Consider the following 20,411-nt stretch of genomic DNA (forward strand, 5'->3'; position numbering starts at 1 on the left):
ATGAAAACTAAGCATCAAATTATATATACACTGCTCATCTGCCTAACCGGCGTAACCGCGCAGGCACAGAAGCGTTTGCCGCTGGATAGCGTTTTGGCTAAAATAAATGCCAACCCGGCCTTGCTGGCATATGATGCCACGATAAGCGCACAGGATGCTTACGCCACCGGTATCAACAACCTGGATGCGCCAAAAATCAGCGCCGGGCAATACCAAACACCATACCGGCTAAACCCAAACGGAGGGGCTCTGATGATACAGGCCGAGCAAATGTTCACCAACCCCGCCAGGCTGAAAGCAAAAGAGGCTTATATGCAGGGAATGTCTAAAGTAACCGCAGCCGATAAAGGCTATATGAAAAACCAGCTCATGGCGCAGGCCCGGCAATATTATTATGAGCGGGTCGTGCTCGAAAGAAAACTGGCCTTGCTGCAAAATACCGAGGGGCTGCTGCAATACACGCTAAAGGATGCCAATATCCGGCTTACTTATGGTAAAGAAAAGCTGCCCAATATTTACAAAGCCAAAGCCGAACTGTTTGAGCTGGATAATACCCGCGAACAACTGAACAACGACATAAAGCAACGAAACATTATGCTGAACACGCTGATGAACCGGGACCGCCAAACCGCTTTTACCGTAGATACAAATGTTATTTACCGGGATTACGAAACGGCTATAGTTGATACGGCTGCACTGGCCGCGCAGCGCAGCGATATAAAAGGAATTAGCCGCAGTATCGAGCTGCAGCAATTGAACGCCATGGTAGAATACAGCAAGCGTAGACCCGATTTTGGCATCCAGGCGGCACATATGCAAAGCTATGGCGGGTATGCCAACCAATACGTTTTGATGGCTTCTGTTACCATACCTATCGTTCCATGGGCGTCTAAGGAGTATAAAGCCAACCTGAAGGGAATTCGTTATGAGGTGGCAGCATTGCAGCAAAAAAAAGCCGACCTGCTTAACCAGGCCCAGGGGCAGTTAGCCGGTTTAAGAGCCGACATCGGCAGCAAAAAAAGACAGCTTAACAACTATAACCAGCATATTATCCCCGCGCTGCAAAGCGCTTATAAAACCGCTTTGCAGGCGTACGACCAAAATACCGGCGACCTGCCCACCGTACTGGATGGCATAAAAAGCCTACAAACAGCCCGCATGGCCGCCCTCGACCGGTTACAGGAACTTTTAACATTACAGGTAGCTTATGAAAGGGAGTATGAAAGCACTAAATAAAATGTTTGCAGTATCGTTGGTGATTGTATATCCCCTGTTAAGCGCTTGCAACAATCCGAAGCCTGTCCCGGCAGCAATAACTCAGGCTAAAGGCGATGTAAAATATACCTGCCCCATGCACCCCCAAATTATAGAGGACCATCCCGGCAGTTGCCCCATTTGCGGCATGACCCTGGTGAAAAAAAACGGCCAGGCCAGCAAGGGGGCGGGTATCACCCTGGGCACGGTTTTGCAGCCGGTTAATAGCAGCGTTGTTTCTTGGGTAACTGCTATTACGCCTGTTCAAAAATCTGTTGATACTGAAATTTATGGTGATGGCTATCTTGATTTTGATACCCGCACGTTCAATAATATCGCATCGCGGTTTTCGGGACGGATTGAAAAACTGTATATCAAATACGCTTTCCAGGAGATACATGCCGGGGAGCGCATTTTTGATATTTACAGCCCCGATATGGTTACAGCCCAGCAAGACCTGGTATACCTTACCCGCAACCCGGCGCCCGAATCCGAACTGCTCAACGCCGCCCGCCAAAAGCTCTTGCTGTTGGGCATGACCATGGCGCAGGTAAGCCAGGTAGCTAAAACCGGTAAGGCTTTCTACAGCCTGCCAGTGTACAGTCCTTATAACGGCCACGTACATGATACGCAGCACAGCCAGATGGCAGGAGCACCCGCTACTGAAACGCCCATTGATTTTGCGGCTAACCAGCCCTTATCTATCAAAGAGGGCATGTATGTGACCAAAGGCCAAACCTTGTTTAATGTTGTTAACCCGCACAGCCTGTGGGCTATAGTTAAAATAGACAGGTCATCAGTTTCGGCTTTAAAATTAAACCAGCCTGTTGAATTGCAGTTGCCTGATATACCCGGAAAAAACATTAACGGTAAAGTGAATTTTATAGAGCCAACCCTGCAGCAGGGCGATAAAACCACCAGCATCCGGGTTTATGTGGATAATATGGATCATAGCCTTAAAGTAAATAGCCTGGTAAAAGCAAAAATACAAACAGGCCGGGCCGAGGGTTTATGGGTACCCAGGGAGGCCGTTGTTAACCTGGGGCAAACCCAGGTGGTATGGCTAAAAAAGGGCGCGGCTTACCAGGCCCGCCAAGTGAGTACAGGCACAATAAATGGCAATTATATCCGGGTTACAAAAGGCCTGGCCCTTACCGATAGCCTGGCCTCCAACGCGCAATATTTAACCGATAGCGAAAGCTTTATTAAAATACAAGGCCATGAACAGTAACCAGTTTTTAAAATATTCATTTTTGATGCTGCTGGTGCTTAGCCTGTTTGCCGCCTGTAAGCAAAAGCCACCGATACAGGTTGCCAAAACAGCGGTACGGCCCAATGCTTACTACACCTGTTCTATGCATCCGCAGGTGCATGAGGAGCATCCCGGTAATTGCCCCATTTGCGGCATGAAGCTGATTAAGGTTGAGCTTACCGCCGCCGCCAATGCCGCTCATGTAAGCATCAGTCTAACCGCCACGCAACAGCAGTTAGCCGCCATACAAACAGATACCATCGGCACAAAAAACACCGCCGCCCAAAAAATGCTGACAGGTACGGTAACTACCGACGAAACCGCCGCCCAGGAACTTAGCGCCAGGACAGCTGGCCGGGTGCAGCAACTTTTTATACGCGCCATTGGCGACCAGGTAACCACAGGCCAGCCGGTTTATTCCCTTTATAGCGAGGATTTGCAGGAGGCCGAAAAAGAATACCTGCTGGCCCGACAGCAACAAAAACTGCTGCACAACCCCGATGTTGACTACAAACAACTGATTGCCTCGGCCGAAAGCAGACTGCGGTTGTGGGGATTGTCGCAAGCACAGATCAACAACCTTGCAGCTTCGGGCAAAGCTGCGGCCACAACAACTATACTGAGCAACGTAAGCGGAACGGTAAGCGAGATAGGGGTACACGAAGGCGACTATGTTACCGAAGGCATGACCATTTTAAAAACCCAGTCGCTGAATAATTTATGGGTGGAGGCACAGTTGTATGCCGGTGAAGGCGGCAGCTATAAAGTAAACGACCAGGTAACCCTATCGTTCCCCGACCTGGATGGGCAAACCATCGATGGCAAGATAGCATTTATCAACCCCGAAATATCGGATGCCTCCAAAGTAAACCTGCTACGCATCAGCGTGCCAAATCCCCAAGGCTTATTAAGGCCGGGCATGCTGGCTTACGTAAGCGCGGCTACAGGCAACCATCAATCGCTGGCCGTACCCGCATCAGCCGTTTTAACCGATGGCAAGGGCAGCAAGGTATGGGTAAAAAACACCGATGGCAGTTTTTCGCCCAGGAAGGTTAACGTAGGCCCCGGCAACTGGCAATACATACCTATACTTTCCGGCCTGAATAATGGCGACGTGGTAGTAACAAACGGTGCTTATTTATTGAACAGTGAAGCGGTGTTTAAAAATCCTTAACGCAAGCTGGGGATATACAAAAACACCCGGATGAAATTAAACATCCGGGTGTTGCATATTTATTGCTTAGCATGAAGGTTACCTAAACGCGGGCCACAAGGCTGGAGCCTTGCGGCAGCGACAAAACGCTTGCGGTAGCGGGGGGGTCATTTCGTCCTGCGGTTTTGCCTATATATAAAGTCTATTGCCTGAAATAGCCCTTGGTATGGTTTACCTTTTTCAATAGTTATGATATGATTTCCCCCAGTTTTATCAATTAATTTTAGCTTAGTAAAATCGGAAACAGATCTAACACCAGCCTTAAATTCCTCTTGAAAAGCAGGATCAACAGTGCGTATATCGCTATAACTAAAAAACAACTCCATGCCTTTGTCCATAATTAATAAGCGCTCCGTTGTTATCATTACCCAATTATCAAGGTCTTTGTAACATATGATTAACCCATGTTCCTCTTGCTTAAGAAATCCCAGTGCATAGCTAAATTTATGTGAGTTTTCTTCATTAATAATTTTAGTTGCCATCCCCTCGGCACCCTCCCGATTAAATACGGATAAAACTTTAGATATACTCATTTCTTTAAATTATTTAAGGAACTAAGACTTTAGTGATGTAAACAGCTTGTCCGGAGTTTACAAGTGTATAACCCAATCTTGCTGCGCGTACAGGATCTTGAAACAAGCTCTTTAATACTGCGCCACCATAAATTGAAATTTTTTTTGCACCAGCGTCGACAGCTTCGGCTTCAAGATGTTGTATCAGACCTTTGAAAGCAGCCAATGACTCGACGCCATCCAACTTTTTAATATAAAAAATATTCCTATTAAAAGTATCGCCAACCACGCCCTTTGTCCCAAAAACAGTATACTGTCCCACTGCTTCACCAAAACTATTGGGGCCAACTTGTCCTGCATCGATTATAGATTGATCCATACCCACCAGGCTTGTATTGGTATTTATAGGAACTGATCCGGCTCCACCATCGGTTTCTGGTACATTCATCTCATTTACCCAGCCTTGTCCTGCTGATATTACTTGCTGTGATCCCTTTGAAAATAATGCTGTCAAGCCTAACTGAACAGATTTTCCGAGTGCTCCTGTGACACCTCCTAATGCCGCGCCTGATACCGCTGTCTGAATAGGATCATATGAATCATGAAAATATACTGAATTGCCAATGCCTTGTACAGTATTACCAACAGCTCCTGAAGCTGCCCCGGCTGCAAACGCATTTCCAATTGCGGCGGCCCCGGTAAGCCCTCCTTCGGCAAAAAGACTTGATCCCCCTGTTGCAGCGGCTACCCCACCAGCAACGGCTCCTATGCCGGCTGCTGCAAAAAAGTCGGTAGGGCTTTTGATTTTCCCCTGAACCGCATGTATTCCCACATTAACTACCGCTCCAATTGCTGCACCTATTATAATATGCCAAAATCTTCCGTCCGGATCAATGTGACTTATTGGGTTATTACCCATAGCAATGTAAGGTGATTGATCTATCGATTGGTTAGCCGGATCGGGGGCATTCCACCTGCCTGTTTGGGGATCGTAGTTGCGAGCTCCAAAATCGTACATCCCTGTACCGTCCTGTAATTCCTTGCTATTAAACAAATAGTTATCCTTTGTGCCACTTACGTATCCAAACAGTGTAGTTGCATCGTCCGATTGAAATTCAAGTCCATAAGGATAATAATTGGTTAATTGCACAACATCGGCAGTGGTTTCGCCAGGATAAATTGGTTGTATTATCCCGCGGGTATTACCCACCTGGTCCTGAATGAAATACTGGTATATATAATTGCTTCCACCGGCATTTTTCCTGGCAATGCCTTCGTCTGTTTTTATAAATGCTATCTGCCCTTGTTCATATTGTAGCCCGCTTATGTAATCTGTTGTATAAACAGATCCTCCCACGGTAAATACTTTCTTAATTTTGCCGCCGCTACCATCGTAATCATACACTAAAGTTTTTCCGTCACTCCAGGTAACAGTCACGGGCAAATTAAAGTTATTGTAAGTTATTGAAGTAATGCCCTTGTTTAAATCCTTGATTAAATTTCCATTGGTATCGTAAACATATTCATTAGGCTGCTTACTTACCGTTCCTCCGCCGTTGTCACTAAATCCATAGGTATTATTGCTCGCGTCATCAATCTGGGTTACCTGATTGCCATTATATTGATAGCCCAAATTGTCAACAAGGGTTCTGCCTGTACTCAATTTGGCCCACCTGTTTATAGATAAGATATTACCCATCTTATCATATGAAAGGTACTCCGAAAAATTTTCGTCTTTTGTTGTACCTGTTGATGATGCTGCCTGGGTAAGTCTGTCCATCTTATCATACGTAAAATCGTATTTAAGCGTTGGCGGGGTTACCGAACTGCTTGCCGGTTTCGCAGAAAGCCACTGCACAGATCCTATGTTGCCGTTATAGGCGGGTAAATCGGCCTGTTCATATTTAAATCCCATACCGAATTTGTCGGCATCGCTGGTGTTACTGTCGTCTGGGTTTGTACTGGTATTTGCATTTAACGATACATCGTTTATAGATGTAAGCCAGCCGCGGATATTGTACCGATAATCTACACTCTGAATAAACCTGGTGTTCCCGCTTTTTTGATGTAGTTTTTTATCAATTACCTGCCCCAGATCGTTATAAGTAAACTGGCTCAAAATCACTTCGGGATCGCTGCCTATCTGTTCATACCGTGTTGTTAGCCTTCCATGATGATCATAAGCGTAACGATTAGTTATATTGATAGAGCCTGCAGTTGAAGAATGCTGATGAACACTTTTAACAACCATTCCGTTAAAGTTGTATTCATTATTATAAATGTCTTTTCCGGATAAGTGATTGGTACTCTGAATCTGGATGGCTCTTCCTTTTAGGTCATAGTAGTTGACCATCCAAAACGCTAACGCATTATTGGACATTTGTTTGTTCTTCGTAACCGTTGGCAATCCCGCTGTCTGGCTGCTATTTCCATTGGGATTCCCTGTATAAGCCTGGTAAGCCATGTCTGTTGGCAGCCCGGGTATGTTATAATCATCAAAATAATTGATTGTATAAATATCAGATATATCTTGTGGCCACGCCGCCGATGTATAGCCGTTACCTGTTGCGATCCGGGTTTCGTAAACTGTTGTTTGCAGATCTAAAACATTCTTTTGCAGGTCATCTCTTGATAATGTACTATTCCATACGCCCGTAATAATCGTTCTGCCTATGCCATCGTATTTTTTTACCGACCATTCGTTTCTCGCACGCTGGTTTCCATCTTGAGAAGCAACAATCTGGTTTAAATTATTATATACAAAGTATTCCCAGTCTTTACCCGGTATCCTTTTTCCGGTAAAACGTTGCTTTTCATCATACTGGTACTGGTAACAAACCGAATTTAAAACGGTTGCAGAAATATTTACTCCGTTGGATGCAGATAACTGATCGGGGTTTGAAGCCTGCGGCAATACATAACACAATTTCCCAATATCATCATAAACATAATAGGTAGAGATAATATCTATTGTACCCGCAGGGTTTTTAACAAAGGCCCTTTTGAGTACTGTTTGTCCTTCTTTGTTGGTAAATATTTCCTGAGTACCGTTACGGCCATCCGTACTCAACCAGTTTTCGTCGTTTATTACTTTTACAAAAAGGTCGCCAGCATCATAATAACCGTTTGTACCATATACTGTTAATGACCGTGTACCATTATTGTCAATAGCAACACCATAGGCAACTACGATACGAGTATTATTGATATCGGTGATACCTGTGAGATTGTTTACGGTATAATCGTATTTGGAAGTATGCCCGCCGCCGGTACTGCCGGTTAACTGCCAGCTGTCTCCAGGCGCACCTTGTTCCAGCGGCCTTTCTAAAGGCGAACTTTCGAGCAATGTTTTTGATGAGGGGCTGCTACTTTGCGGGTTTATTGTACTCCCAGAATTATAGAAGGCCTGTTGCTCGGTTGTAGTTGCGGCAGCACGGTAATTGCCGGGATAAACGTTGGCATAGGCATAAGGCAAATATTGTTTTATCTGCCGGCCAAGATTATCATACTCATAAGGAGTTACCAAGTCAGTGTTATTGATGGTCTGGTTTTTTGCTACCGTTTGAATCACCCTGCCCAGCCCATCAAAGAATTTTGTGGCGATATTAATATTGTTGCTGTTGGTTTCCTGCGCCTTTAAAGAAGCAGCAGACGTCAACGGCATTTTGGGCACCCAGTTTGATACAAAGCTAATTTGCGAGTTGCCGGTGTTATAACCAGGGTTGATACTGGCAGCAAAGTTGCCAACGCTTCCATTTGCCGAAAATCCTACACCAAGAGTGATGCTGACAGGATCGGTATAACTGCCCACTGTATTGGGTGCGGCTAAAGACAGTTGCCCAAATGCATTTAAATTTATAATACCCGCTAAAAAGATAGCTATATAAATACATCGGGCGCTTAATAACTTGTTAAAGAATGCGCTTTTAACGTTTTGTGTGTTCATCAGCGTAATTTATGTTTCGTGTAAACAGCATTGATAATCTAAGTATCAGGCTATCTGTTCGCTTTTTTAATTAACTAAATTTTAAATTTTTGAAGGTTATTGGCTTACCGGCGCTTCTGAATCCTGCGTTCTTTTGCTACCCTGTTGCTGAAAACTTCTTTCCTGCTGTTTTAAAGCCCAAATGCTATCCTGTCTTATCAAATGTTTTTTGCCGATATATTTCATCATGCTTCTGGAGAGCTTTTCGATTTGTTCCGGGTTAAGCAAAGCCCTTACTTTCTGCTCCCTCTCGCTGTTTAATGTCAGAAATTGCTCCCGTTTTTCCTGCAGACTTAGGCGTGTGTTTTTTATGATTGTCTGTATTGCAGATTCATTTGTGCGCATAGCAGCACAAACTTTAACAGCAAGCGCATTGTCGATATTTAAATCGTTCATTATCCTTGTTATATATGTTGAGTCGGCCTTCAAATTTGTTTGAGATTGTGCACACAAGGGTCCCAAAAACAACAATGTGATGATGATATAAAATAACTTTTTCATGTTTTTATTAGTTTGAAATTGTGCTGGCAGGTGTATAATAGGCCCCGTTTGCAGTTACATCGTAAGTGTAATCATAGCTTTCGGTTACGTATCCTGAGCCGGAATAGGGATCAATGTATGTAGCGTAGCTGGAAAGCACTACATTACCCATAAAGAACGACGACTGATTTGCCGGGATCGAAATGGTCACATTATCGGAGCCAGACGTAGAACCATTATAAGGTGTCGACGAACTATAACCTTCGGCTACCACCACTGGTAAAGGTACGTGGGGTGCAAAGGGCGTGGAACAATCAGCAGTAGTATATAGCCTGATGTAAATATCGGCTCTTGAGATACTGGAAGACTCTCCCCCGCTTCCGCTGGTATTTTCACCGGTAAAATTAGACATTTCTATCCTGGCATAAACAGTTTGTGGCGAACAAGTTCCGTTAACGTTGGCAAAGCCCTGCCCATTTTGGTCAATTTCAATTTGCGCCAATCCATCTGCTGCCTGTTGCGTACCGGCTATATATCTTCCTGCAGGCACAGTGTAAGTAACAGATGATCCTCCATACCCGGGCCCGCAATCAATTTTATAAAACGAAGCGGATTTTGATTGATTTGTCACCGTGGTAAAGCAATTGCCCGGCTCTCCGTTAAAATTATAACAATATGCCTGTAATATATTTTTTTCGTTATCCTTTATATATTGCAGCCTGTTAAATTCATCATAGCTATAGTAAGTGATTTGATTATTTTCGTCGTTTTTACTGGTCATCCCTATCAACGGCTCATAAGTTGATGTGGCAATTTTTGCACCAACTGGATAAAGTCTTAATTCGTCAATATAGCCAGACCCGGAAACAGTTACGCCGCTAATATTTTTAATAATGTGCTGGTAACAATTCCATCCGTTTCTGCTGGCCAGTAAGGCTGGGGTACCCTGTGTTCCCGAAATGGCATATGCAGCTAAGTTTTTTGTCCAGTAAGTAATGATATAAGTGGTGGCCGAACTGAGACTATTGTTAGTTATTGCCCCTTTTGACAAATCATAATATTTAGTTCCTGTTATGGACGATAAGTCAAATACCGGGTTCCCGCTGTAGGACCAATTGCCTTTATCATTTGACTCGAAGCTGGAATAGGCCACATTACTTATACTTGCGTTATTAATTACCGCCGTTGGGTAAATACCATTATAGCCATAAATATAAGCATTAACCGCTGCCGGTATAGTGACTGTTTGCTCCTCTGCTAAAATGTTATTTGGGGTGTATCTGGTATAAAGCTTATATGGTTTCAACCGGCTATCGATTGTTTCTACTTCGGCATTTCCGTTATAAGCAACACTATAAGTAACATATTCGCTTTCAGGCACAGGATATTTAAATTCTGATTTAAGCTCCTTAGACGGTGCGAGTATATTGTAATCGGTAGCACCGTACTTTGTGATATTGGCTGATACAACCTTTGCCTGGCCGTTTCTAATTACCGAATGAATAACCTCGACGGGGTTTTCAATAATGTTATTGTAAACCATATAAGTAAGCGGTAAAGTTATCGGAGGCGCGCTGCCTGGCGTAGCTGGAATAACATTAAATGGGTAACGAAAAGTAACTTTATCTGACCGGCCAGAGCTTCCCGTAGAAATAATATTCTGGATTAGATTAGCTGCATAGCCCGTATAAACGAAACTTTCTGTAACGCTCTGCTGATTGACACCTGACTTGGCATACGTTGTTGTTTTTGAATCAAGTCGGAGATCCTGTGTCGAATAACTATATCCGGTAACGTCAAAATATGTTGCACCAAGATTATAACTTGAAATTGCTGGTGTAATTCCAACAACCAGTCCGCTCGGGGCGGTTAATGAGTAGGCATAGGTTACAGTTTTTACGGGCTGACCACCTGAGTCCAAATCATCTTCTTTTAATATTTTGCCTCTGGCAAATAAGTAAGAGGATCTTGGTTTACTACTGTAACTACTAAGATTGCTTTGGTCATTATTACTAAAGATAATAGCATTATTGCTATAAGTATTATATACAACATTTTTATCAGGGTAATCCAAATAGTTTGTCAATGTATAACGTATCGAACTGCCATCTGCTTTTGTTGCAGTAACCTGTGAATACCCCACATTTGCGCTGTTGCCATCTGCAAAGGCATCAAGGGCTTCTGATGAATAATAATAAGTTGCGCCGCTGTTATCATTGCAGTAAACATAAAAAGATGACGACGAATAAGGCGAATAAAACGAGTATACTTGTCCACTTGAATTAGTCGTGCCGACAAGTGTGTAAGAAAAAGTTGTTTGGTTAAGTATCTCTGTATCAGAATCGCTTTTTTTCTGGTAAATTCGCTTTATTCGTAGCCCGGCCCCGGCAATATCTGTATTGCTTTGCCTGTAATAGTTAAGCTCATATTCAAAATTAGTGCTTCCTCCAAAAATATCTTTGACTTTTTGTAAAACATTAGCCTGTGCATTAGTTTGATTAGGTGTTTTATCTGCAAACCCATTGAGATCAGAGTTTTGGGCATTCGCGTTGTAATACCCAAGATAATCCGTTTTGAATGAATTTCGGGCAGGCAGATTTACAGTTTCGTTGTAATAGAAACTGAATAAAGTTTTCATGATATTGCCTGGGTAAACCTGGTTAACGCTTGTCAATTTAAGTCGCTTCGTACCTGTTCCGTCATCTGATGTAAAATAACTATAATTAAGTTTGTAGCTTGCTGTAGCCCTGTTATTGTACACTACCGAAATATCCGTCAATGTTTTGCCCGTTGTAAAATCCAATCTGCTGCCATAACCCAGGTTGATATTAACCCCATTGCCCGAAATTCCGGTTAAATAATAAGGTTGATAAGAGATATCGACATTTTGATTGTAGCTGGTGTCGGCAGTATGTTTTTTTCCAAGACAACTAAACAACGTTGTTGGGCCATTGAGTTGTTTATCGATTCTGCGGATATTTAAATAATCAGTATAAGCTATATTAGCGCCGCTTGTATAAGCAAAATCTATTTCCTGATTGGCGGCAGTAATAATTTTAGTGATGTACCAGGCTGATTGGTAGGTTTGATATTGATTTTGCTGTGGTTGATGAACCAAATTTGTTGTGCTTTGAGCTATCTCAAAGAAATATTGATTACCTTTCTGGTCTCTTAAAACCCATTTTGACGGTGCTGTGGCCTGTCCTCTTTTGAAAGGACAATAGTCTATTTTTATACCTGTTTGATTGGAAAGCAATAAAGGATTTCCGTCTGGGTCCATCACAAAAGATCCGGTAAAGCCTAAAAATGAAAAGTAAAACTTGTCGGGCTGACTATCCCAGGTACCTGCGCTGACTTTATCGATATAATCCTGGTTAAGGGTACTATAATTTCGACCACCTGTTCTGTCGGTCCCACAATAACCATAGTACCAATCGTCGGGTATGCCATGTATTTCTCTTGTTATTTCGCCGCCTAATGAACTTGTCCAGCCAAGTCCGGTAACACCGGATACCTCCTGCACCTTTATCCCGGTGGTAGAATAATTTAACGATATGGGAAAATTAATCCCATATATATTCACATTATTTAAAGGCGAAGTGTAACTTAACCGCCCCGAATAATAGTCTGCGTTAACGTTTGTAAGCCCATTTGTTATCCCAAGATTTTGAGAGACCGCGGGAACAAATGAACTCAAATTATCATTCGTTTGTGAAAATGCATCCGTTATCCTGAATGCGGAAAGGATAAGAAAGAAAATGAATATAATTTTCTGTTTCATAAAAAAGCTTGAATCTTATTGAGTTTTTTGTTTTGTTAATAATTTAACTTGTTCTGTCAACCGGTTAAGCTGCTCTTGTTGAGTCTTGTTTTTTTGCTCTTCCTCAATCAAATACAGCGTCAACTCCTCCACCTTTTTAAGTAGCAGCTTATTCATCTCGCCCAGATTAACGCCGTCTTTCTCCATTTGCTGAGCCGATGGAATTTCGGGCAGGTGCTGGTTTTGGTCGATGTAGGTTTTTACATCGGTTAGGGATGGCAGTGTGTAGTCTTTTTTGAAAACATAATCGGGCCAGTTGGCAACCAACTTCACTGTTACTGCAGTTGCAATCATGCTGCCGCCTACCGCCAATTTATACTGTGAGCCGGCGAGGTTCCAGTTTGAGTTATCAGTTGTACCTATGCCCACATTGCCGCTGCCCGAAATAACGAGTTTATCTGATACGGTTCCTGCATTATTGGTGGCAAAGCGCAATGAAGTAGTTGAAGTAGCATTTACCGCACTTTCCCTAAACGTGTATATCTGTGCTCCCAAAGCATCGGGCGAAGGAGTTACGGGCGTATAAAAATTTATAGCTGCGCCTTCGCCGGCCAGTTCATCGCTGTTATTTCCTCTAACTTCTAAACGAAGCATCTCGGTAACAGCGCCCGGCGTCATCAGTTTACTTACGTGCAAAGGGGCAGCGGGACTTGTTGTGCCAATGCCCACATTCCCGGCGGAACTGATCCGCATCCGTTCGGTGCTGCCCGGGCTGAATGACATATCTTCAGAAACAAATGTTCTGAAGTCCCATACGGGGTTTGCATCGGTAGATGTAGCAAATATATCTAATCCTCCTCCTGGCGCTGTTTGTAGTAAAAGCCCTCCTGCTCCATTAGGGGAAGCTGCCCCAGCGCCCTTTATTTGAACGGTTCTGCCCGCAGCAGAGCCACCGCCAAAATTTGCATTTCCATTTACATCAAGTTTGTAAAGAGGATAATTAGTGCCAATTCCCACATTTCCGTTTGAGCCGATCCGCATCCGCTCGGTATTAACGCCATCTGAACCAGCGAGAGTGAAAACGAATGCCCCGGGTACAACCCCGCTTGACGGAGTTCCGTCGGTCCGGAGGATAAGCTGGCCCGAACGTTGCAAAACAGTGCCATCGTGGCCAAAAAAATCAAGCCAGCCTATGTTATCTTGGTTCTGTACAGCCAAAGGAGCAGCCGCTGTACCCCGCGAACGACCGAAATACAGGCGCGAACCCTGGTAGCCGGTATTGTTGAACGACTCAAGGCCAAAATCGGCATATGAGCCGCTGTTGGTGCTTCTTGTTGTAGTGTTGTATATATGAAATGGGTAAGCAGGCGTGGTTGTACCAATGCCAACAGTGTTGGTAGTGGTGGTTACCGTGCCAACTGTAGTCCATTGGGCATAAGAAAAATGGCAACTGAAAAGCATTACGGCAAGGGATAATAGATTTTTTTTCATTTGGTTTAGGGGTTTAATTTATTTCGAGTTATTTTTTTCCAATTCACTTACCCGGGCCTGGAGTGCTTGTAGCAGCTTGTTTTTTTCAGTGTCCTGCTTATCCTTCTCAATCAAATACAGCGTCAACTCCTCCACTTTTTTAAGCAGCAGCTTATTCATCTCGCCCAGGTTAACGCCCTCTTTTTCCATTTGCTGCGCCGATGGGATTTCGGGCAGGTGCTGGTTTTGGTCGATATAAGTTTTTACATCGGTTAATGAAGGCAACGTGTAATCTTTTTTGAAAACGTAATCGGGCCAGTTGGCAACAAGCTTTACTGTTACTGCAGTTGCGATCATGCTGCCACCTACTGCCAGTTTATAAGTGGAGTTGTTGAGGGTCCAGGCTCCATAGTCTGTTGTACCTATGCCTACATTCCCCGTACCGCTAACCCGCAAAGCAGCCTTGCTTTTAATATCAGCATCGGCAAGTGTTTGTGTGGTAGCTCCGGTTGAAACGATAGGGGTAATGTATACCGTACCAGCAACATCGGAATAAATTACACCGCCGCCATTGTGGGAGCCGTCCCCGTCAATTGTCCAGTTTGAGGATGCCGAACCAGTTCCTATTCGGGCAGCATTGAAACCTATATAAGATGTACCATAATTAAGGTCGGGGCCGCCTGCACCACCCACAGAAAATTTACTGATAGTACTATTAACCTGAAATGTAGAAACGGGTGCCGAGGTAGCGATACCTACGTTCCCAGCCGAACTGATCCGCATTCGGTCCCTGTTGATGCCATCGGCACCTGCGGTGGTAAACCGGAGCGCCCCGGGAACAATTCCACTTGACGGTGTTCCATCTACCTGGGCAATGATCTGGCCCGAACGCTGTGTTGCGGTGCCATCATGACCATAAAAATCAAGAAAGCCAAGGAAATCTCCGTCTTGCACAGCAAGGGGAGAGGTGGATGTGCCGCGGGAACGCCCAAAATACAGGCGAGATCCTAAATAGATATTACTGTTGAATGAATCGAAGCCAAAGTCAGCAGCAGCACCGCTATTATATAAGTGAAATTGATAGGCAGGGGTGGTTGTACCAACGCCAATTTTACCATTTGCGCCGATAGTTAGGCGACGGACATTAGCCGTAACCAGGCTCATAGTAGGAGCGTTGGCGTACGCGTTGGCACTCTCGAATAAAAGACCGCCCATTTTATCGGTTTCGTATGTTGAACTTTCGCTCGATAGTTTAAATATGATACCCATCTGGCGTGAAATAGCATCTGAAGTAACACCCGGATGCCTAACTGTAATCATATCGGCATAGGGTGTAGAGCCGCCAACGCCTGTGAAAAATTCAAATTTGGGAGTAGACGAAGGGAACAGAGCAGCAGCTGCATTGACGACATACGGTGCGGCCGATCCAAAGGTGACAGTGCCGCTATTGGTATTGTAAATATTTGTACCTGTAGACCATTGAGCATGCACAAATGCAGAAACTAAAAGAAAAGAAATAGTGATAAGTATTGATTTTTTCATGATTAAAAAAGGGGATAATATCGAATGATAAGTTGATTTAATAATTTAAACAGGCACAGCCAGGGCGTGAATTAACAAGGATAATTCATGCTGACAATGCGGTAATTCCGGATAAATACAGTTGGTGAAAACATGCGGGATCCAGGGCTTTTGAAGCCGGGTAGTACTTTAATGGCAATTGATTTAGTGGGTGTCGTCATTTTGATAAGGTTGTTAGGCCGTACTAAAATAGCTATCTGAATTGAATTGCAAAAGAAATGGAGATAAATATTTTTATATTTAATTAATAATATAAATGCGTCTATTGGAGGTTAAGAGTTAGGGGGCATGGAAAGAAGGATTGGCGCCCTAATATTAAACTCGTTCAACTTTTTCTTGAATCCCTAAATCTCTTGCCCGGATGCTGCAAATTTAAACGGCCGGGTTAAAAACGATGGTGACACTGCTTTGTCAGTGCTTGATTACCAGCAAGATAAAAACGCGTTAGGGATAGCAGTGGAAAGCCCACAGCATGCGCGGGCCCTTGTGCGCCCCCGGCCTGCGAGGACTTGGAACGGATAGCCCGGGCCGCAGGCAACGCCATTAGGTAAGTTAAAAGTTAAAAATGGGCCGTGGGGGAAAAGATCTTTAATGGTATCCGAGGCGGGTGCAATCGGGTTTTAGATTTGCCAACCTCTTGGCGATCGGGCTTCAAAATGTGGTGTATTGGAATATTTTTGATTATCCGTAACTACGGTGTGGTGGCATGCGTCTACATTGTATAATTAATACTTTTAGCTATGACAATGCCCCGTTTATTTTTACGCATATTTTTTTCGGTAATGTTTGCCCTCGCGGGCAGTTTTAGCGCTAAGGCCCAATCTGCTGTTTTTAGGCCTAAGGATGCCGCATTGTTTAAAACTATTGCACATATGGATAGTGTAATGTTTGATGCCTTTAATAACCGCAACCTGGATGTGATGAAGGGCTTATTTACTGCCGATGTGGAGTTTTATAATGATGGCAAGGGCCTTACCGGTTATGATGGCACTATGGCCGGCTTTAAGGGTATTTTTGAAAACAAACAAGCCGCTGACCTGCGCCGCGACCTGCTGCCCGAAAGCCTGGAGGTGTATCCCATGCCGGGTTTCGGCGCTATTGAAATGGGCACCCACCGTTTTACCCATACCGAAAACGGTAAGCCGGTAATTGGCGTTATGAAATTTATACACGTTTGGCAGTTAAAAAACGGCCAATGGAAGGTTAGCCGGGTTGTGAGCGTTGGGCATTGATAAAAACTGTAAATTTTTAAAACCAATGGCTTAATAACCGGAGATGGTTGTTTGTTTATTGCTGTTATTTGATATTTTTTAACTGTTTTCCGGCTGCCTCAATTGCGTGTAGGCTACCAGCGGCCAGGAATTTCCGGCCCGTCGTAAGGATGCTCGAGCGCATTGATGATGCGCATGAGGCGGTGCCTGGCGCCGGCATGTTTAACTTCGGTGCGCATGGTTTCCAGGTTGCGGGCCACGGCTTCTTTCACGTCGTGCTGGGTGGTTGCCCTGTCAATTCTTAAAGTTTGGGGTAAATCTGCGGTTTCAAAATAAGCTGTCAACTCCTGCTCTGTCATGCCGCAAAGGTAAAAAAGCAATCCGGTAATCGGTTAGGCCTTTTTACTTTTCGCCCAGGGCAAATCATCAAAATAGTAATGGAATGAGCTTATGTCGTCGGGACGATATAAACATCAAACGACATCTTTTTTTACTGGCTGATTGTGGTTAAATGATCAAGCTGCCGAAGGGACTTATATTGGCCAACAACAGGCACAAGTACCCTGGATGCGCCTAAATTGTGCTATCAGTTTAGTGTTAACCATGTTAAAATATAAGATATTGATTATTAAATATTTATAAATATTTTACCTGAAAAGTGTTAAGTTATGTTAACCCAATTAGATGCGTGACCCGACCTTTCGCCTTTTACCTTTCGCCTTTACACTTGTTGTTTTCTTACATCAATGTTACTTTTCGGTCGCCAACAATCCCCTCAAATTTTAATACTTTTGGTCAGCATAAATGAAAGACCTCGCATACCTCAATAAGTTTTTTTACAAATACCGCTGGCGGCTAATCCCGGGAGTGCTGTTTGTAATTATATCCAATATTTTTGGTGTACTGCCGGCCCAGGTTATCCGCGTAGCCTTCGACCTGGTTACCGAGAATATTGGCGCCTACCACCTTTTTGCCGGCTTTAACCGGCAGGGTATGATCTATGATATTTTTGGCAGCAGCCTGATGCTGTTTGGCGTGCTGGTACTGGTGCTGGCTTTGTTGAGGGGCCTGTTCCTGTTTTTTATGCGCCAAACCATTATCCTGATGTCCAGGCATATAGAGTATGATTTAAAGAACGAAATTTATAGCCATTACCAGCGCCTGTCGCTGGCATTCTACCGCCGCCACAACACCGGCGACCTGATGAACCGCGTTACCGAAGATGTAAGCCGGGTGCGCATGTACCTTGGGCCGGGCATTATGTATACCATCAATACCGTGGTGCTGTTTGTAATGGTAATTTATGCCATGCTTACCGTAAATGTGCGGCTGGCAGTATGGTCGGTATTGCCGCTGCCTGTATTAGCGGGGATCATTTACTATGTGAATAATGTAATTAACTACCGGAGCGAACAGATCCAGGAACGGCTGTCGGGATTGTCGAGTTTTGTGCAGGAAAATTTTTCTGGCATCAGGGTAATCAAATCCTATGTTAGGGAAGCCTTTGTACGGGAAAAATTTGCTGCCGAAAGCGAAAATTATAAAATGCATTCGATGGCCCTTGCCAAAGTGCAGGCAATGTTTTACCCCATTATGTTGTTGCTGGTTGGCCTGAGTAACGTAATTACCATGTATGTGGGTGGGGTAGAGGTAATGAAAGGCAATATTACATCGGGCAATATTGCCGAGTTTATTGTATACCTGAATATGCTCAATTTTCCGGTGATTGCCCTGGGGTGGGTAACTTCGCTGGTGCAGCGGGCGGCTGCTTCGCAAAAACGGATCAATGAATTTTTGCATCAGCAGCCCGAGATCATTTCGTCAAAGGCGCCAGTACATGCTATTAAAGGGGCGCTTGAATTTGATAATGTATCATTCACTTATCCTGATACCGGCATCCGGGCTTTAAAAAACGTTTCATTTAAGGTTGATCCGGGGCAAATGGTTGCCATTATTGGGCGCACAGGCTCGGGCAAATCAACCATTGCCAACCTGGTTATGCGTATGTATGATACTACGGGCGGCGAAGTTTTGGCAGATGGCATGCCATTGCAACAACTTAACCTGGAAGGTTATCGGTCGCAAATTGGCTTTGTGCCGCAGGAGGTTTTCCTGTTTAGCGATACTATTGCCAACAATATCGCTTTCAGCGCCGATGTGCTTGATTTGCCGTTGGTAGAACAGGCCGCCCGGGATGCCGCTGTTTACAATAACATTATGGAGCTGGAGCACGGCTTTACCACCTTAATTGGCGAGCGCGGCGTAACCCTGTCGGGCGGGCAAAAACAACGATTATCTATTGCCAGGGCCATTTTTAAGCACCCCCAGGTATTGATATTTGACGATTGTCTTTCGGCTGTTGATACCCGTACCGAAGAGGAAATATTGAATAACCTTGGCCGTGTTATGCAGGGTAAAACCAGCATCATTATAGCGCACCGCATATCAACCATAAAAAATGCCGATAAGATACTGGTGATGGATAATGGCGAAATTGTTGAACATGGTAACCACGAATACCTGATGCAGCTTAAAGGGACCTATTTTGAACTGTATGAAAAGCAGCTGTTAGAAGAAGAGCAGAACGCCTAACTCTTCTGGTTGACGAACATCTAAGTTTCGCAGCAATAATAAATTTAACTTGCGCACAAAAAAATCATTGTTTTGTTTTAAAAGTTGCAATAAAAACGAATAAAATACTTGCACTTTGAATTTTTATTTATATTTATGCCAACCAAAACTAATTTCAGGGATATTTATGGGAGATTTTGACAATAGAGAACGTGAAGAGGTATTTTCTAAAAAGGTGAGAGCCGGGAAAAGAACGTATTTTTTTGATGTAAAAGCAACCCGCTCAAACGACTATTATGTTACAATTACAGAGAGCAAAAAGCGTTTGGAAGACGGCGTTTTTATTAAACACAAGATTTTTTTATACAAAGAAGATTTTGAAAAATTTGCCGAAGGTTTGAAAGATACTGTTGACTACATCAGGGCTAACCAGGATGTAGTGGAAAAGCGCTATGAATATAGTGAAAGTCCTGAAGTTGCCAAAGCTTCTGCCGATGAGGATTTTTCGTTTGAGATTTAACAACAAAAGAATTAACGCTAAACTAATATAATTGAACCCTGCCCTTAAGGCAGGGTTTTTATTTTAATGAAGCACTATTACATTCCGGCAGACATATCTTTTGCCATAGTTGCAGCAAATACTACAAAGCATACTATTGCTAATACGTAAATGCAAATGAAAACTATGGTTACAATTCCCCATAGTTTAAAAAACGATTTTAGCTTGCCCAGCCCGGCTGTTATGTGGGCTGTATCCTTAAAGTTTACACCTGCCTTTATTTTCACCGCAAACTGGTAAATATAAAGCGCGAAGAAAAAGTATAGCAGATCAATTAACAGGTAAAAAATAGTAACGCCGCCGCCAAAACCTGCCATCATTTTCAGGCCGGGATTGTATGGCATCGTTTCGGCCATTTTTGAAAAAATGGTGCCTATTGATAAGGCTAATAAAGCAAATAAGCCACAAAAAATAAAGCCCAGGATACCTAAAAACGTAGCCCATTTACCTGCCGATAGTAAATAGCTTTGCGCTTCGGCTGTCAGAATGATTTCGGTTGAACCAGGAGGGGTGATGTAGGTTTCGTCAGTTTCCATTATTAGTGTTTTAAGTTTAAGTATTTA

General features: G+C 43.7%; 14 protein-coding genes. 6 read left to right on the plus strand and 8 right to left on the minus strand.

Features of this window, described 5'->3' with window-relative positions; genetic code table 11:
• Genes BMX56_RS08675 through BMX56_RS08685 form a run of 3 tightly spaced genes read left to right on the plus strand, consistent with a single transcriptional unit; the run spans window position 1 to window position 3,680 of the window.
• Window positions 1-1,236, plus strand: a complete 1,236-nt coding sequence (locus BMX56_RS08675; RefSeq protein ID WP_090644576.1) for a TolC family protein — start codon at window positions 1-3, stop codon at window positions 1,234-1,236.
• Window positions 1,220-2,485, plus strand: a complete 1,266-nt coding sequence (locus tag BMX56_RS08680) for a heavy metal-binding domain-containing protein (protein ID WP_177183757.1) — start codon at window positions 1,220-1,222, stop codon at window positions 2,483-2,485. Before BMX56_RS08675 ends, BMX56_RS08680 begins: the two co-directional genes overlap by 17 nt.
• Window positions 2,475-3,680, plus strand: a complete 1,206-nt coding sequence (locus tag BMX56_RS08685; RefSeq protein WP_090644582.1) for an efflux RND transporter periplasmic adaptor subunit — start codon at window positions 2,475-2,477, stop codon at window positions 3,678-3,680. Before BMX56_RS08680 ends, BMX56_RS08685 begins: the two co-directional genes overlap by 11 nt.
• Window positions 3,681-3,826: 146 nt before the next feature.
• Here the strand turns inward: BMX56_RS08685 and BMX56_RS08690 are convergent, their stop codons facing one another.
• The 6 genes from BMX56_RS08690 to BMX56_RS08715 form a co-directional block, all read right to left on the minus strand.
• On the minus strand, window positions 3,827-4,252 hold the full coding sequence (locus BMX56_RS08690) for a hypothetical protein (RefSeq protein WP_090644585.1): 426 nt from the start codon (window positions 4,250-4,252) through the stop codon (window positions 3,827-3,829).
• A gap of 13 nt (window positions 4,253-4,265) precedes the next feature.
• Window positions 4,266-8,177: a DUF6443 domain-containing protein gene (locus tag BMX56_RS08695; protein WP_090644589.1), complete on the minus strand. Its 3,912-nt coding sequence runs from the start codon at window positions 8,175-8,177 to the stop codon at window positions 4,266-4,268.
• 96 nt (window positions 8,178-8,273) lie between these two features.
• Window positions 8,274-8,612, minus strand: coding sequence for a hypothetical protein (locus BMX56_RS08700; RefSeq protein ID WP_143065405.1), 339 nt, complete (start codon window positions 8,610-8,612; stop codon window positions 8,274-8,276).
• A 112-nt stretch (window positions 8,613-8,724) separates the two neighbouring features.
• On the minus strand, window positions 8,725-12,477 hold the full coding sequence (locus BMX56_RS08705; RefSeq protein ID WP_090644597.1) for a DUF5977 domain-containing protein: 3,753 nt from the start codon (window positions 12,475-12,477) through the stop codon (window positions 8,725-8,727).
• A gap of 15 nt (window positions 12,478-12,492) precedes the next feature.
• Window positions 12,493-13,947 (minus strand): hypothetical protein, encoded by a 1,455-nt coding sequence (locus BMX56_RS08710; protein WP_090644601.1) that lies wholly within the window; start codon window positions 13,945-13,947, stop codon window positions 12,493-12,495.
• Between the two features lie 18 nt (window positions 13,948-13,965).
• Window positions 13,966-15,468 (minus strand): hypothetical protein, encoded by a 1,503-nt coding sequence (locus BMX56_RS08715; protein ID WP_090644606.1) that lies wholly within the window; start codon window positions 15,466-15,468, stop codon window positions 13,966-13,968.
• A 785-nt stretch (window positions 15,469-16,253) separates the two neighbouring features.
• On the opposite strand from BMX56_RS08715, the gene BMX56_RS08720 reads away from it, so the two are divergent.
• On the plus strand, window positions 16,254-16,739 hold the full coding sequence (locus BMX56_RS08720; RefSeq protein ID WP_177183758.1) for a nuclear transport factor 2 family protein: 486 nt from the start codon (window positions 16,254-16,256) through the stop codon (window positions 16,737-16,739).
• 113 nt (window positions 16,740-16,852) lie between these two features.
• Here BMX56_RS08720 and BMX56_RS08725 read toward each other — a convergent pair whose 3' ends face one another.
• Window positions 16,853-17,077 carry a DUF6965 family protein gene (locus BMX56_RS08725; RefSeq protein ID WP_090644615.1) on the minus strand — a complete coding sequence of 75 codons (225 nt, stop codon included), beginning with the start codon at window positions 17,075-17,077 and terminating at the stop codon, window positions 16,853-16,855.
• Between the two features lie 445 nt (window positions 17,078-17,522).
• Here BMX56_RS08725 and BMX56_RS08730 point away from each other — a divergent pair, with 445 nt between their 5' ends.
• Both BMX56_RS08730 and BMX56_RS08735 read left to right on the plus strand, forming a co-directional pair.
• Window positions 17,523-19,310, plus strand: coding sequence for an ABC transporter ATP-binding protein (locus BMX56_RS08730; RefSeq protein ID WP_090644619.1), 1,788 nt, complete (start codon window positions 17,523-17,525; stop codon window positions 19,308-19,310).
• 166 nt (window positions 19,311-19,476) lie between these two features.
• Complete coding sequence (locus BMX56_RS08735; RefSeq protein WP_090644623.1) at window positions 19,477-19,809, plus strand: DUF3276 family protein; 333 nt, start codon at window positions 19,477-19,479, stop codon at window positions 19,807-19,809.
• Window positions 19,810-19,886: 77 nt separating this feature from the next.
• Here BMX56_RS08735 and BMX56_RS08740 read toward each other — a convergent pair whose 3' ends face one another.
• Complete coding sequence (locus BMX56_RS08740) at window positions 19,887-20,384, minus strand: DUF5362 family protein (protein ID WP_090644628.1); 498 nt, start codon at window positions 20,382-20,384, stop codon at window positions 19,887-19,889.
• Window positions 20,385-20,411: the final 27 nt, after the last annotated feature.

The organism is Mucilaginibacter sp. OK283 (assembly GCF_900110415.1).
GTDB lineage: Bacteria > Bacteroidota > Bacteroidia > Sphingobacteriales > Sphingobacteriaceae > Mucilaginibacter.